11 protein-coding genes are annotated in these 13,360 nt (G+C 63.0%); 1 reads left to right on the forward strand and 10 read right to left on the reverse strand.

The annotated features are described in order from the left end of the window. Positions 1–5: 5 nt before the first annotated feature. The 8 genes from NKH71_RS07945 to NKH71_RS07980 all read right to left on the reverse strand — a co-directional run bounded on the left by NKH71_RS07945 (position 6) and on the right by NKH71_RS07980 (position 9,227). Positions 6–659 (reverse strand): hypothetical protein, encoded by a 654-nt coding sequence (locus tag NKH71_RS07945; protein WP_352787960.1) that lies wholly within the window; start codon positions 657–659, stop codon positions 6–8. 488 nt (positions 660–1,147) lie between these two features. Then, positions 1,148–1,555: a F0F1 ATP synthase subunit epsilon gene (locus NKH71_RS07950; protein WP_352787963.1), complete on the reverse strand. Its 408-nt coding sequence runs from the start codon at positions 1,553–1,555 to the stop codon at positions 1,148–1,150. Between the two features lie 102 nt (positions 1,556–1,657). After that, positions 1,658–3,223 (reverse strand): F0F1 ATP synthase subunit beta, encoded by a 1,566-nt coding sequence (gene atpD / locus NKH71_RS07955; protein WP_023678097.1) that lies wholly within the window; start codon positions 3,221–3,223, stop codon positions 1,658–1,660. Between the two features lie 67 nt (positions 3,224–3,290). Next, on the reverse strand, positions 3,291–4,175 hold the full coding sequence (locus NKH71_RS07960; protein WP_023678098.1) for a F0F1 ATP synthase subunit gamma: 885 nt from the start codon (positions 4,173–4,175) through the stop codon (positions 3,291–3,293). Between the two features lie 28 nt (positions 4,176–4,203). After that, positions 4,204–5,733, reverse strand: coding sequence for a F0F1 ATP synthase subunit alpha (gene atpA, locus NKH71_RS07965; protein ID WP_352787966.1), 1,530 nt, complete (start codon positions 5,731–5,733; stop codon positions 4,204–4,206). Then, positions 5,733–6,293, reverse strand: a complete 561-nt coding sequence (locus tag NKH71_RS07970; protein WP_352787969.1) for a F0F1 ATP synthase subunit delta — start codon at positions 6,291–6,293, stop codon at positions 5,733–5,735. Before NKH71_RS07970 ends, atpA begins: the two co-directional genes overlap by 1 nt. 246 nt (positions 6,294–6,539) lie before the next feature. After that, complete coding sequence (locus NKH71_RS07975) at positions 6,540–6,935, reverse strand: AGROH133_08824 family phage infection protein (RefSeq protein ID WP_023678101.1); 396 nt, start codon at positions 6,933–6,935, stop codon at positions 6,540–6,542. A gap of 108 nt (positions 6,936–7,043) precedes the next feature. Next, the gene (locus tag NKH71_RS07980; RefSeq protein WP_023678102.1) at positions 7,044–9,227 is read right to left on the reverse strand and encodes a primosomal protein N'; all 2,184 of its coding nucleotides are present in this window, start codon (positions 9,225–9,227) and stop codon (positions 7,044–7,046) included. 90 nt (positions 9,228–9,317) lie between these two features. Between NKH71_RS07980 and fsa the strand changes: the two genes are divergently transcribed. Beyond that, entirely contained in the window at positions 9,318–9,971 is a 654-nt protein-coding gene (gene fsa, locus NKH71_RS07985; RefSeq protein ID WP_023719712.1) for a fructose-6-phosphate aldolase, read from the forward strand. Positions 9,972–10,072: 101 nt separating this feature from the next. On the opposite strand, the gene NKH71_RS07990 is transcribed toward fsa, so the two are convergent. Beyond that, positions 10,073–10,654, reverse strand: coding sequence for an LPS assembly lipoprotein LptE (locus NKH71_RS07990; protein ID WP_023678104.1), 582 nt, complete (start codon positions 10,652–10,654; stop codon positions 10,073–10,075). After that, entirely contained in the window at positions 10,641–13,265 is a 2,625-nt protein-coding gene (gene leuS, locus NKH71_RS07995; RefSeq protein WP_023678105.1) for a leucine--tRNA ligase, read from the reverse strand. Before leuS ends, NKH71_RS07990 begins: the two co-directional genes overlap by 14 nt. Between the last annotated feature and the right edge of the window lie 95 nt (positions 13,266–13,360).

The raw sequence follows: 13,360 nt of genomic DNA on the forward strand, positions 1-13,360 counted from the left end.
GATATCTACTCATAAATCTCTGTCTGCAACGACAACACATCTTTGAATACCCGCCGCAGATTCCGCATCTCTCCGTCTTTCAAAAGACGGTTTAGGCGCTTCTTTGCGACACTAAGGAGTTTGCCGTCTATGTCGTGTGGAATATTATCATTTGACCTTATAAAATTGTGAAGCTCCCTCAGACTATCCGAATCTAAGTCAGCCAAAATACTTTCCGCAACATCATTGTAGAATCCGTCCTCTAGCGGCTCGGTATCTTCATCTCCCGACGCAAGCGTCCATCCTACTCGGCCATGAGACTGGAACAAGTTCGAGTTGGACAGCATTGCGCTTAAATTGCTGATTGGCTCCCTACCTCCAATCTCTCCACCGTGGGTCACTATATGATCCAAAATCTCCCTAGTGGGGGTTGGACCAGAGCGATTTCGCAAGAACAATTCAGCTAGTTCCATTGCCTTGGCTCGCGATTCGGAAGGCACTCTGGTGACTGTCCGGATCGGTTGCAACATCTCATTCGGACGACCACCTTCCTCCCCACTCGTCTCGTACAAAGCAAGAACCTCTTTTAGACCTTGTAGCTTCTTGTTGAGGGCATTTGCCCTTAATTCCTCTTCCAGCTCCCTGATTTCCTGCCGAAGAGATTCCTTGAAGCTGGCCATATCGGCACCCCTTGTAAATTGTTCCCACGGATGTTGTAGCATTTTCTTGGGAATGTGGGAAGGTGTGGCGTGGCAAGGCTTGCGTATTTCGTGGGAAAGACATACAGTAGAGTCGCGTTGCCTGGTAAACGCAAAAGGCCCGGGGTGATGACCCGAGCCTTCTTGATTTGCCAGCGTCTCTCGGGGTCCTGATAGTGCCAACCCGAGAGCGACGGCGGTGAACTGTGATTTGCGTTACTCGCAATCATATACAGTTTTTCGTCTGAGAACGCAAGTGGCACGCCCCCAGCCAAGGAGGTCCTCTTGGGATCTTTCGCACGCGTGTGCCACTGGGTCAGCGCATACACTCGCTTCCGCTACGGCCGAATCGAGCACGTGTCTGCCCATTGGCGTTGCTGCGGCTAAGTGCCGTTGCCACCTTCTGTCCCGCCTGACGGCGTAGCCGTCTGATGGGTCCTTGTCGCCGGGGCGTAATGTCCCGGCGATACCTACGCCGGCAACAGCGCACCTTCGAGCGTGGTGAGCTGGTTAAGGAACTGCTCGGCCTTGCTGCGGGTCTGGTCGTCCTTGGCGTCGGCGGCGTCTTCCCTGGCCTCCTGGATGCGGCGGGCAAGGTCGGCGCGGTCGATGTCGCCGACGGCCACAGCCGATTCCGCCAGCAGAGTGCAGCCGGCCGGAACGATGTCGGCAAAGCCGCCGAACACCACATAGCGCTCTTCCTTGCCTTGCGCGGTCCTCAGTGTGACGACGCCCGGCTTGATTGTGGTCATGACCGACGCGTGATGCGCCATGACGGTCATCTCGCCCTCGGCGCCCGGAATGACGACGGATTCGACCTGCTCGGAAACCAAGAGGCGCTCCGGCGAGACCAGTTCGAATTTGAAAGCTTCAGGCATGATCAATTTAGCGAATAGGGAATAGTGAGTAGCGAGTAGTGAAGAAACTCGTCCGGCTCATAGACCCCTATTCGCTACTCCCTATTCGCTATTCGCTTTGGCTTACGCCGCTTCAGCGGCCAGGCGCTGCGCCTTCTCGACCGCTTCCTCGATGCCGCCGACCATGTAGAAGGCGGCCTCCGGCAGATGGTCGTAGTCGCCGTTGCAAAGGCCCTTGAAGCCCTTGATGGTATCGGCGAGGTCGACCAGCTTGCCCGGCGCGCCGGTGAACACTTCGGCGACGAAGAAGGGCTGCGACAGGAAGCGCTCGATCTTGCGGGCGCGGGCAACCGTCTGCTTGTCCTCTTCCGACAGCTCGTCCATGCCCAGGATGGCGATGATGTCCTGCAGCGACTTGTAACGCTGAAGGATCGACTGCACCTGGCGCGCGACCTGGTAGTGCTCCTCGCCGACAACCATCGGGTCGAGCATGCGCGAAGTCGAATCGAGCGGATCGACCGCCGGATAGATGCCCTTTTCCGAAATCGCGCGGTTGAGCACGGTCGTCGCGTCGAGGTGGGCGAATGAAGTCGCCGGTGCCGGGTCGGTCAAATCGTCGGCCGGCACATAGATCGCCTGCACCGAGGTGATCGAACCCTTGGTCGTCGTGGTGATACGCTCCTGCAGCGCGCCCATGTCGGTGGCCAGCGTCGGCTGGTAGCCCACGGCCGAAGGAATGCGGCCGAGCAGCGCCGACACTTCCGAGCCCGCCTGCGTGAAGCGGAAGATGTTGTCGACGAAGAACAGCACGTCCTGGCCCTGGTCGCGGAAGTATTCGGCAACCGTCAGGCCGGTCAGGCCGACGCGCGCGCGCGCGCCCGGCGGCTCGTTCATCTGGCCATAGACGAGCGCGGCCTTGGAGCCTTCGCCGCCGCCCTTCTTGTTGACGCCGGACTCGATGAACTCGTGATAGAGGTCGTTGCCTTCGCGGGTGCGCTCGCCGACGCCGGCGAACACCGAGAAGCCGCCATGCGCCTTGGCGACGTTGTTGATCAGTTCCTGGATCAGCACCGTCTTGCCGACGCCGGCGCCGCCGAACAGGCCGATCTTGCCGCCGCGGGCATAGGGGGCCAGCAGGTCGAGCACCTTGATGCCGGTGACCAGGATCTGCGCTTCCGTCGACTGCTCGACATAGGTCGGCGCCGGCTGGTGGATCGAGCGCATCTCGATGCCGTCGACCGGGCCTGCCTCGTCGACCGGCTCGCCGATGACGTTGATGATGCGGCCGAGCATGCCCGGGCCGACCGGCACGGTAATCGGTGCACCGGTGTCATAGACGTCCTGGCCGCGGACCAGACCTTCGGTCGAGTCCATGGCGATGCAGCGCACGGTGTTTTCGCCGAGATGCTGGGCCACCTCTAGCACCAGGCGATTGCCGACGTTGATCGTCTCAAGCGCGTTCAGGATCGCCGGCAGATGTTCGCCAAACTGGACGTCGACAACGGCGCCGATGACCTGGCGAACCTTGCCTGCCAGGCCGGTTTTCTTGATGGTGGCGGCCGGCGTATTCACAGCGGCGGCCTTGGTTGCTGCCGCCTTCTTGGCCGGAGCGGCCTTTGCTGCTGCCGGAGCCTTCGCTGGTGCCGCGGCCTTAGGGGCTGCCGTCTTCGGGGTCGCTGCTTTCGCCATCGTCTTTACCCTTTTCGTCTCTTTGTTTCTCACACGCTTGAGGTCGATGACCTCCTTGTGGGCGTGCCTAGAGCGCCTCGGCGCCCGAAATGATTTCGATCAATTCCTTGGTGATCTGCGCCTGCCGCTGGCGGTTGTAGGTGATCGACAATTTGTTGATCATGTCGCCGGCGTTGCGCGTCGCATTGTCCATGGCGCTCATCTTGGCGCCCATCTCGCCGGCAGCATTCTCGAGCAGCGCGCGAAAAACCTGCACGGAAATGTTGCGTGGGATGAGATCGGAGAGGATCTCGCCCGGCTCCGGCTCGTATTCGTAGACGGCGCTGCCGCCGTCCTTCACTTCCGCGCCAGCCGCAGGCGCGCCCGCCGGGACAATTTGCTGCGCCGTCGGGATCTGGCTGATCACCGACTTGAACTGCGAATAGAACAGCGTGCAGATGTCGAAGCCGCCTTCGTTGAACAGGTGGATCACCTTCTTGGCGATGGCATCGGCATTGACGAAGCCCAGCGTCTTGACCTCGCGCAGGTCGACACGCTCGATGATCAGCGCCCCGTAGTCGCGGCGCAATATGTCGAACCCCTTCTTGCCGACGCAGATGATCTTGACCTGCTTGCCGTCGGCCAGAAGCTTGCGGATGTGGTCGCGGGCAAAGCGGGCGATCTGCGAATTGAAACCGCCGCACAGACCGCGTTCGGCCGTGCAGACGACAAGCAGATGCACGTCGTCCTTGCCGGTGCCGGTCATCAGCGCCGGGGCATCGCCGCCGCCGCCGATCGCCTGGGTGATATTGGCCAGCACCGCGCCCATGCGCTCCGAATAGGGACGCGCCGCTTCCGCCGCTTCCTGCGCGCGACGCAGCTTCGCCGCGGCGACCATCTGCATCGCCTTGGTGATCTTCTGCGTCGCCTTGACCGAGGCGATACGGTTACGAAGGTCTTTTAACGAAGGCATGCTTCAAACCTGATCCCGTCCGTCCTGCTCAAGCAAAGGTCTTGGCGAAGGCGTCGATTTCTGCCTTCAGCCTGGCGCGCAGATCGTCGGACAGCGCCTTCTCCTTGCGGATGCCGTCGAGCACGTCCTTGCCGGCCGAGCGCATATGCGACAACAGCCCCTGCTCGAACTTGCCGACCTGGTTGACCGCCAGCTTGTCGAGATAGCCGTTGACGCCGGCGAAGATCACCGCGACCTGCTCCTCGACTTTGAGCGGCGAGAATTGCGGCTGCTTCAACAGCTCGGTCAGACGCGAGCCGCGGTTGAGCAGGCGTTGCGTGGCGGCGTCGAGATCGGAGCCGAACTGCGCGAAAGCAGCCATTTCGCGGTACTGCGCGAGCTCGCCCTTGATCGACCCGGCAACCTGCTTCATCGCCTTGATCTGCGCCGAGGAGCCGACGCGCGACACCGAAAGGCCGACATTGACCGCCGGGCGCACGCCCTGGAAGAACAGATTGGTTTCCAGGAAGATCTGGCCGTCGGTGATCGAGATGACGTTGGTCGGGATATAGGCCGACACGTCGTTGGCCTGCGTTTCGATGATCGGCAGCGCCGTCAGCGACCCACCGCCGTTTTCGTCATTGAGCTTGGCGGCGCGCTCGAGCAGGCGCGAGTGCAGGTAGAAAACGTCGCCGGGATAGGCTTCGCGGCCCGGCGGACGGCGCAGCAGCAGCGACATCTGGCGATAGGCGACGGCCTGCTTCGACAGGTCGTCGTAGCTGATCAGCGCGTGCATGCCGTTGTCACGGAAATATTCGCCCATGGTGCAGGCGGTGAACGGCGCCAGGAACTGCATTGGCGCCGGATCGGAGGCGGTCGCGGCGACGATGATCGAATAGTCGAGCGCGCCGCGCTCTTCCAGGACCTTGACGAACTGCGCCACCGTCGAGCGCTTCTGGCCGACGGCGACATAGACGCAGTACAGCTTTTCCTTCTCAGGGCCGTTGTCGTGCACCGATTTCTGGTTGAGCATGGTGTCGAGGATGATCGCGGTCTTGCCGGTCTGGCGGTCGCCGATGACCAGTTCGCGCTGGCCGCGGCCGACCGGGATCAGCGCGTCGATGGCCTTGAGGCCGGTCGACATCGGCTCGTTCACCGATTTGCGCGGGATGATGCCGGGCGCTTTGACGTCGACGCGCTTGCGTTCGGTGGCCTGGATCGGGCCTTTGCCATCAATCGGGTTGCCGAGCGCGTCGACGACGCGGCCGAGCAGGCCCATGCCGACGGGCGCATCGACGATGGCGCCGGTGCGCTTGACGGTGTCGCCTTCCTTGATGTCGCGGTCGGCGCCGAAGATGACAACGCCGACATTGTCGGCTTCGAGGTTGAGCGCCATGCCGCGGATGCCGCCGGGGAACTCGACCATCTCGCCGGCCTGGACATTGTCGAGGCCGTAGACGCGGGCGATACCGTCACCGACGGACAGCACCTGGCCGACTTCGGAGACCTCGGCCTCCTTGCCGAAATTCTTGATCTGGTCTTTCAGAATTGCGGAAATTTCCGCGGCGCGGATGTCCATCAGCCGACCTCTTTCAGTGCAAGCTTGAGCGAATTGAGTTTGGTTTTGAGCGACGTATCGATCTGGCGCGAGCCGATCTTGACCACCAGTCCGCCGAGCAGCGACGGATCGACGGTGACCGTGATCGCCACATCCTTGCCGGCGACACTTTTCAGCGCTGCCTTCAGCTCGGTTTCCTGGGCAGGCGTCAGCGCATGCGCCGAGGTAACCTCGGCGGCGGTCTCGCCGCGGTGTTCGGCGGCGATCTGGCGGAACGCCTTGATCATGCCGGGCACGGCAAATAGCCGGCGATTCTGGGCAACGACGCGCAGGAAATTGCCAGTGAGGCCCGTGATCCCCGCTCTGTCGGCGATCGCGGCGATCGCCTTGGCCTGGTCTTCGCTGGAGAAAACCGGGCTCCTGATCAGCCGCGAAAGGTCAGCGCTGCCTTCGAGCATCGTTTCGAACTTATTGAGGTCGGCCTCGACGCTGGCGACCGAATTGGCCTGCAGCGCGAGTTCGAACAGCGAACCCGCATAGCGTTCTGCGACACCTGAGATTGGCGATGACGATTGGGCCACGGACCGTCTTTTCTCTTGTCTGACAGGCCGCAGATTGTTGGCGCGAGCAAAAACTCTGGCTAAATCTTTGACCTTACTGCATTTTTCCAAGCACGGAGGCGCGGCTTCCGCTATCCCCGGTCGAAAGTCGATTGCCGTCTAGCACAGGCATTTTCAGACCGCAATGCGTCGTCCGGCATGGTTTTCAGGCACTATTGTCGCATCCGCCGGCCGAGTTCAGCAACCAACCCCGGATTGATCCCTGATTCAGGGCAAAAAGCCGAAGGCGAAGGCCAGAGGCAGCGCCGCCAGCACCAGCTCGACGACGATGGATGCCCAGTTGAACGGCGTGTTGGCGCCGTCCGACATCATCGACAGCAGCCGGCCGAAGGCGGTGAACAGCCAGGAGAAGCCGAGCGCCATATAGAGCAGCGGCTGCGCCAGGAGGATGCAGCACAGGCTGAGGCCGAGATAGAAGCCCGACATCCGGCCGCGCCCCTCGGCGATCGCCGCTGCCTTCTCCGGTCTGACCTGCAGCCGCAGGATCCGGAAGGCCAATCCTGGCGCCAGGAACAGCAGCAGGCCGAACAGCAAGGTCACCACGGCGCTCGACCATGCCAGCCACTCGCCCTGGCTCATCGGCCACGGAAACGCAAATTCCATGTTGTCCCCTCGTAAATGGATATTCAAAATTTCGGGCATTCTAACGAAGCAAGAGACATACGCCAGATGGGCATCGGCAATTTACGGAAGCCTGTCCTCTGAGCCCCTTCACAAAAAGCTCTGCGGGTCGATGTCGACCTGGACTCGCACCGAGCCCCTTATCTTCGGTCCCTCGGCCAGCATGGTGCGAATGAACCCTTGCATGTCGGCGCGCCGTTCGCCCTGGATCAGCAGGCGAAAGCGATGGCGGCCGCCGATCAACGACAGCGGCGCCTCGGCCGGGCCGAGCACGAACAGGTCGCTGGCCTGCGGCGCGGCGCGACGCAGGCCACGGGCGTGCCCTTCGGCTTCGGCCCGTGTCGCCGCGCTGACGATGACGCCGGCGAGCCTGCCGAAGGGCGGCAGCCCCGCCCGCTCACGCTCGGCGATCTCGCGCTCGTAGAAGGCCTCGGCATCGCCTGAGACGATCGCGCGCATCACCGGGTGGTCGGGTTGGAAGGTCTGCAGCAGGCCGAGGCTTTTCTTGCCGGTGCGGCCGGCGCGGCCGGTCACCTGGCTGAGCAGTTGGAAGGTGCGCTCGGCGGCGCGCGGGTCGCCATTGGCAAGGCCGAGATCGGCATCGACCACACCGACCAGCGTCATGTTGGGGAAATTATGGCCCTTGGCGACGAGTTGTGTGCCGATGACGATGTCGGCCTCGCCATTGGCGATGGCTTCAAGCTCGAGCCGCAGCCGCCGCACGCCGCCCATCAGGTCGGACGACAAGACGATGGTGCGGGCATCGGGGAAATGCGCGACGACCTCCTCGGCGATGCGCTCGACGCCTGGCCCGCAGGCGACCAGATGATCGAGCGTGCCGCATTCCGGACAGGCTTCGGGCCGGCGTTCATTGTGCCCGCAGTGGTGGCAGACGAGCTGGCCGCGAAAGCGGTGCTCGACCAGCCAGGCCGAGCAGACCGGACAGCCGAAGCGGTGGCCGCAGACCCGGCAGAGCGTCAGCGGCGCATAGCCGCGCCGGTTGAGGAACAGCAGCGACTGTTCCTTTCTTTCCAGCGTCTGCCGTATATGGCCGAGCAGTACAGGCGACAGGAAGCCGCCGCGTGCCGGCGGCGCGCGGCGCATGTCGATCGTCTTGAGATCGGGAAGTGCCGCCTCGGCAAAGCGCGCCGAAAGCACCGCCCTGCTGTAGCGGCCCTGGCTGGCATTGACCCGGCTTTCGACCGACGGTGTCGCCGAGGCGAGCACGACCGGAAAGCCGCCGATATGGCTGCGCACCACGGCCATGTCGCGCGCGTTGTAAAAGACGCGATCCTCCTGCTTGTAGGCGGGATCGTGCTCTTCGTCGACGACGATCAGTCCAAGCTCCCTGAATGGCAGGAACAGCGCCGAGCGCGCGCCTGCGACGACCCGCACGCCGCCTTCCGCTACCTGCCGCCAGACCTTTTCGCGCATCCTTGGCGGCAGGTCCGAGTGCCACTCCGCCGGCTTGGCGCCGAACCGCTCCTGGAAGCGTTCGAGGAAGGCGTGGGTCAGCGCGATTTCCGGCAGCAGGATCAGCACCTGCTTGCCGCGATCGAGCGCGGCCGCGACCGCCTCGAAATAGACCTCCGTCTTGCCGGATCCGGTTACACCGTCGAGCAGGGTGACGCCGAATGTACCGGTCGCGACATTGGCGCGCAGCGTCTCGGCGGCATCGCTCTGGTCGGGCATCAGTGAAGGCACGGCGTAGCCGGGATCGGGTGCTGCGACCACCGGCCGCGGCGGGATCATCACCGTCTGGAATACGCCCTGCACCCGCAGCCCGTCCACCACCGTCGACGACACGCCTGCCGCATGCGCCAGGCCGGATCGCGTCCAGGCAAGTCCGCCTTCGGCCGTCTCCAGCACGCGCGTCCTCGCCTCCGTCATCCGGTCGGGCTTGGCGAACGTGCGCTGCAGCCCTTCGATCCACGGCTCCGGGTCGAACGCCTCCGGCGCCCTGAGCAGCATGCGCGCCACCATGCCGGGCGGCGACAGCGTGTACTGCGCCACCCAATCGACAAAACGCCGCATCGCGCGGTCGATCGGCGGGCAGTCGAAAACCTGCTCGATCGGCCGCAATTTCTTCGCGTCGACCTTTTCGACGGCGCCGTCCCAGACGATGCCGGCGACCTGGCGGGGCCCAAGCGGAACGCGCACGATCGAGCCCGGCACCACGCGCATGCCAGCCGGCACGGCATAGGTGTAGGGGCGCTCGGCGGGCATCGGCACCAGCACCGGTGCGGCCGCGACAAAGGGCGAATCTTCGATCATGAGGCGTGACCTTGCCCCGACTTTGGTCTAGATCAAAGTCCGACCCCAAATGTGCATGACGTGCACATGAAAAATCTTCAGGAGACCGCCATGAAATTTTTTGTCGACACCGCCGATGTCAAGGAAATCCGCGAGCTGAACGATTTGGGGCTGCTCGACGGCGTAACCACCAATCCGTCGCTGATCCTGAAATCCGGCGGCAAGATCGCCGACGTCACAAGAGAGATCTGCGAGATCGTCAAGGGCCCAGTCTCGGCCGAAGTCGTCGCCACCGAATACAAGGACATGATGGCGGAGGCCAAGATCCTGGCCAGGATCGCCGACAATGTCTGCATCAAGGTGCCGCTGACGCTCGACGGCCTGAGAGCCTGCAAGGACATCCGGTCGGACGGCCGCATGGTCAACGTCACGCTGTGCTTCTCGGCCACCCAGGCGCTGCTCGCCGCCAAGGCCGGCGCCTCCTTCATCTCGCCCTTCGTCGGCCGCATCGACGATAGCGGCTGGGACGGCATGGAGCTGATTGCCGATATCCGCACCATCTACGACAATTATGACTTCCAGACTGAAATCCTGACCGCTTCGGTGCGTACCGTGAACCATGTCAAGCAGGCGGCGCTGATCGGTGCCGATGTCATCACCGCGCCGCCGGCGACGCTCAAGGCGCTGGTCAAGCACCCGCTGACCGACAAGGGCCTGGAGCAGTTTCTCGCCGACTGGGCAAAGACCGGCCAGAAGATCGGCTGAAGCGAAATGTCCTACGTCGAACAAAAAAGGCCGAGCAATCGGCCTTTTGCTGACAGCGCAATCCGCCACAGACGGAGCGCTTCAATCCAGGATGGAAAGACCTAGCTTGCCGCCGGCTTGCCGTGCTTGATCAGATCCTGGGCAATCGACAGCCGCAGCACATCTGCCAGCTCGCGCGCCGCACGGTTCTCGGCGTCGATCTGGGCCCGGTATGACGCGAATTCCTGGCGCGGCCTGTCGTATGACGACGGAATCGAGCGCTTGCCCCTCGCTATGACCGTGCCGGTCTTGGCATCGCTCAGCACATAGTTGGCAGTCAGCGTCACAGTGCCGGCGGTCGGCTCGTCTTCGTCGGTCGTGACCTGCTCGATTGCCGCCGATTCGACGAGTTCGGAGACGCCGAGATCAAGCGAATAGACCGGCGAAGCCGGCTCGCCGGCGCCCTGGCCGAGCGCGAAGATCAAATTGTTGCGGACCTGCTGGGCGTAGCGGGTCTTGACCGGCTTGACCGAGATCGATGCCAGTTCGGCAGCAGCGCCGACCTGCGAGCCGGCGATCAGCGGCGCGCTCGAATAGAGCGGCCGCACCGTGCAGGCGGAAACCAGCGCCACCGAGGCGAGCAGCCCGCAAAGCACAACGCGGCGCAGCGTCAACTCTGTCTTTCGCGGATCAGGCAACGACATTGACGATCCTCTGCGGCACTATGATCACCTTGCGCGGCGCCTTACCTTCGAGCGCTTTCTGCACGAAGTCGAGAGCCAGAACCGCCTTTTCGACCGCACCTTGATCCGCGTCACGGGCAATTGTCAAATCGCCGCGTTTCTTGCCGTTGACCTGGACCGGCAGCACGATCTCGGCGTCGACGACAAGCGAGCGATCGTAATCCGGCCAGGGCCGTTCGGCGACAAGGTCGGTGCCGCCGAGCGTCTGCCAGCACTCCTCGGCCAGATGCGGCATGACCGGCGCGATCAGGTGCACCAGGATCTCGACGGCCTCACGGCAGGCCGCTTGCAGCGCCGGACCGGCCCTGCCCTCTGCCGCCTCGTTGAGCGGTACGGTCAAGGCATTGGCGAGCTCGTAGATGCGGGCGATGGCGCGGTTGAAGGCGAGCTTTTCGATATCCTCGCCGACCGACTTCAAGATCTTGTGCGCGGCCTTGGACACTGTCCCGGCCTCGCCGTCCTTCGCCGCCTCTGGCCGAACTCCGGCGAGCGATTCGGCAGCCGTCGACACCAGGCGCCAGATGCGCTGGATGAAGCGATGCGCGCCGGCCGCACCCTCGTCGGTCCATTCGACATCGCGCTCGGGCGGCGAGTCCGACAGCATGAACCAGCGCGCCGTATCGGCGCCGTAGCCGTCGGTGATCTCTTCCGGACTCACCGTATTCTTCTTCGACTTCGACATTTTTTCGAGCGGACCGATCACCGCCTCTTCGCCGGTGGCGATTTCGAAGGCGCGGCGCTTGCCGTCGGCGTCTTCCAGCCTGACCTCGCTAGGCGCAAGCCAGCGGCCGTTCGAGGCGCCGCCAACCCGATAGGTCTCGTGCACCACCATGCCTTGCGTGAACAGGCCCCTGAACGGCTCGGCGAGATCGACATGGCCGGTCTCGCGCATGGCGCGGGTGAAAAAGCGCGAATAGAGCAAATGCAGGATCGCATGCTCAATGCCGCCAATATACTGGTCGACCGGCAGCCATTCAGTCGCGGCCTTGGGATCGGTCGGATCGTTTGCCCACGGCGCGGTGAAGCGAGCGAAATACCAAGAAGAATCGACAAATGTGTCCATCGTGTCGGTTTCGCGCCGCGCATCCTTGCCGCAACGCGGGCATTTGACGTGCCGCCATGTCGGATGGCGATCGAGCGGATTGCCCGGCCGGTCGAACTCGATGTCGTCCGGCAGCTTGACCGGCAGGTCGGCCTTCGGCACCGGCACCACGCCGCAATCCTCGCAATGGATCATCGGGATCGGGCAGCCCCAATAGCGCTGGCGCGAAATGCCCCAGTCGCGCAGGCGGAAATTCACCTTGCGCTCGGCCATCGGCCGGTTGCCGATGGTCCTTTGTTCCAGCAGCTTCGCCACCTCGTCGAATGCCTGATCCGGCTTCATGCCGTCGAGGAAGCGCGAATTGATCATCGCGCCATCATCGACATAAGCCTCGTCGATGACCTGGAAGCTTCCTTGATTCTCGCCTTCCGGCATCACCACCGGAATGACCGGAAGGCCGTATCTGTTGGCGAAGTCGAGGTCGCGCTGGTCATGTGCCGGGCAGCCGAAGATGGCGCCGGTGCCATAGTCCATCAGCACGAAATTGGCGACGTAGACGGGCAGCGTCCACCTCTCGTCGAACGGATGGACAACGCGAATGCCGGTATCGAAACCCTTCTTCTCGGCCGTCTCCAATGCCGCCGCCGAAGTGCCCATATGGCGGACTTCGTCGATGAACTTTGCCAGCGCCGGATTGTCCTCGGCGGCCTTTTTGGCCAGCGGATGGTCGGCCGCAATCGCCATGAAGGACGCGCCGAAGATGGTGTCGGGCCTGGTCGTATAGACTTCGAGCTCATGCTCGCCGGCGACTGGCTTGGCCAGCGGCCAGCGGATCAGCAGCCCTTCCGAACGGCCGATCCAGTTCGCCTGCATCAGCTTCACTTTTTCCGGCCAGTCGTCGAGTTGGTCGAGCGAATCCAGCAGATCCTGCGCGTAATCGGTGATCTTGAAGAACCACTGCGTCAGCTCGCGCTGTTCCACCAGCGCGCCTGAGCGCCAGCCGCGTCCGTCGATGACCTGCTCGTTGGCAAGCACCGTCATGTCCTCCGGATCCCAGTTGACCTTGGAGGATTTGCGCGTCACCAGCCCCTTCTCGACGAAATCGAGGAACAGCATCTGCTGGCGGTGATAGTAGTCGACGTCGCAGGTGGCGAACTCGCGGGCCCAATCGAGCGACAGGCCCATGACCTTGAGCTGCTCGCGCATGGCGGCGATGTTCTGATAGGTCCAGTCCTTGGGATGGACCTTGTTCTGCATCGCCGCGTTTTCGGCTGGCATGCCAAAGGCGTCCCAGCCCATCGGGTGCAGCACGTTGAAACCCTTGGCCCGCTTGTAGCGCGCCACCACGTCGCCCATCGTATAGTTGCGGGTATGGCCGATATGGATGCGCCCCGACGGATACGGGAACATCTCCAGCACGTAGTATTTCGGGCGCGGGTCGTCATTGTCGGCTTCGAACAGCTTCTTGGCGTCCCAGGCGTTCTGCCATTTGGGCTCTGACGCGCGCGGATTGTATCGTTCGGTTGCCATCGGGTGTTTTTCACTTAAAAGCATGCGCGAGCCGCCGGACAATGCCCGGGCGGCTCAGGAAATGTCGTCGCGGTGTTCACCATGGATTGCCGGAC

Source organism: Mesorhizobium sp. M0983, from assembly GCF_040318975.1.
Taxonomy (GTDB): Bacteria; Pseudomonadota; Alphaproteobacteria; order Rhizobiales; family Rhizobiaceae; genus Mesorhizobium.